General features: G+C 39.2%; 2 protein-coding genes. Both read left to right on the forward strand.

Going from position 1 to position 2,037, the window contains the following annotated elements; genetic code table 11:
* Positions 1-157 precede the first annotated feature (157 nt).
* Positions 158-1,222 carry a cache domain-containing protein gene (locus P5683_RS24355; protein ID WP_235677600.1) on the forward strand — a complete coding sequence of 355 codons (1,065 nt, stop codon included), beginning with the start codon at positions 158-160 and terminating at the stop codon, positions 1,220-1,222.
* A gap of 83 nt (positions 1,223-1,305) precedes the next feature.
* Positions 1,306-1,905, forward strand: a complete 600-nt coding sequence (locus P5683_RS24360; protein WP_006669863.1) for a PAS domain S-box protein — start codon at positions 1,306-1,308, stop codon at positions 1,903-1,905.
* Positions 1,906-2,037: the final 132 nt, after the last annotated feature.

Genomic DNA, 2,037 nt, shown 5'->3' on the forward strand with positions numbered 1-2,037 from the left:
GTCATCTCGTCCTCTCCATTATACGTCCTAAGTGTTCTGTCTTGTGCTATATGTCTATTGTGGTGACGAAGATGGTAGTTTTTTTGGGGTAGGTAGACTTGACTAAGAAGACCGTTCCCATGTAATTATGGTGTATAGCAATTTCTGGACTGACTTTATGCGCCAGGATTTTGCTTTTGATGAACAAGGAAATCGGACTGAACAAATTGGCACTCTTGAACAACCTTATGATCCACGCCAAAGACCTTGGTATAAAGCCGCTCAGGCTGAAGGTAAGGCTGTGTGGAGTGAGATTTATCTTTCTTTCTCCACCCTATTACCTACCATAACAGCAAGTCTCCCAGTTTATAGTTTAACCGATAGTTCTCTGATCGGGGTTTGTGCAACTGACTTTTTTTTACCCCAAGAAGTGAGTTGGTTTTTGCGAAATTTGGAGATTGGTAAAACTGGGACGGCTTTTATTATGGAGCGTTCCGGTAAATTGGTGGCTACTTCTACGGGAGAACCTACTTTTAAAATTGTTGGAGATGATCGTGAACGATTGTTGGCGATCGCCAGTGAAAATGACGCAGTGCGCTCTACGGCTAATTACCTGAGCGATCGCTTTAATGATCTCAGCAATATTCAAACTGTTGAAAAATTAGATTTTCAGTGGCAGGGTGAGCGACAATATGTTCAAGTTGTGCCATTTCGAGATGGAAATTTGGATTGGTTAGTAGTTGTAACCATTCCGGAATCGGATTTTATGAGCGAAATTAATGCCAGTCGTCAAAAGTCTATTGGGTTAAGTTTCGGGGCGTTAATAATAGCGATCGCTGTCGGAATTTTCACCTCTCGCTGGGTGACTCGACCGATTTTGCGCGTTTCCCATGCGGCTGATGAATTAGCGCAAGGTGAACTAGATCAACAGGTAAAACCTAGCCCAATTATTGAAATCGATCGCTTGGCGAAGTCTTTTAATAGTATGGCACAACAACTGAAACAATCATTTTCTGCCCTCCGCCAAAGTGAAGCGACTAATCGCGCCATTGTTAATACTATTCCAGATTTAATGATTCGCGCTAAGGGGGATGGTAGTTATCTTGATGTGGTGGGTAGTGATCGGCTGGAGGGAGTAGATAGTAGTGGCGACCAATTTTTAACCTCTAATCGATTGCCAAAGGCAATCACTATTCAGGAGTATTTACTCGATAATAATAAACAATTAATTAAGAATATTTAACAAGTATTAAAAACGAATAATTACTAATTTACAAGAATCAAATTATCCAGGATAATAAGTCTGTGAATAAAGAGGTGCAAATTATGGTTTTGTCAGAAGATGAAGTTTTGATTATCGTGCGAGATATTACCGATCGTAAACAAGCAGAAGAAGCCTTGCGTATTGCTGAGGAAAACTACCGCAGCATTTTTGAAAATGCTTTAGAAGGGATTTTTCAATCGTCCCCTCAAGGAAAATTTATTAATGCTAATCCTGCTTTAGCCAAAATTTATGGCTATGATTCTCCTGAAGAAATGATGGCAAGTATTACCAACATTAGTGAGCAGCTTTATGTAGACCAGGAAAAAAGAACCGAGTTTAGATATTTGTTATCTAAACAAAATTCAGTCAAAGATTTTGAATATCGTTGTTACTGCAAGGATGGTAGTATTATCTGGATTCAAATTGATGCGCGTGTTGTGAATGATAACAATGGCAATGTGTTGTATTACGAAGGCATTGTTCAAGATATTACTGAACGGAAGCGCAAGGAGGAGGAACTCAAGCGACAATTGCAAGAGTTGCAAATTGAAATTGATCACAAAAAACGTCAGAAAGAAGTGGCTAGTTTAACTGAGAGTAGTTATTTCCAGGAAGTTCAGCAGGAAATATCTAACGTTAACCTGGATGAATTCTGGAGTTGACAAAAAATTGATAATTATTAACTGTAGGGGCGAGTTATGCTGTCAATTCTCAATTCCCCAGGACGATATTAATCAACCCGCCCCGCCCCACCCGGTCATTAATTATTAATTATTAATTATTAATTATTAATT

It is taken from the genome of Limnospira sp. PMC 1279.21, assembly GCF_032349615.1.
Lineage (GTDB): Bacteria > Cyanobacteriota > Cyanobacteriia > Cyanobacteriales > Microcoleaceae > Limnospira > Limnospira fusiformis.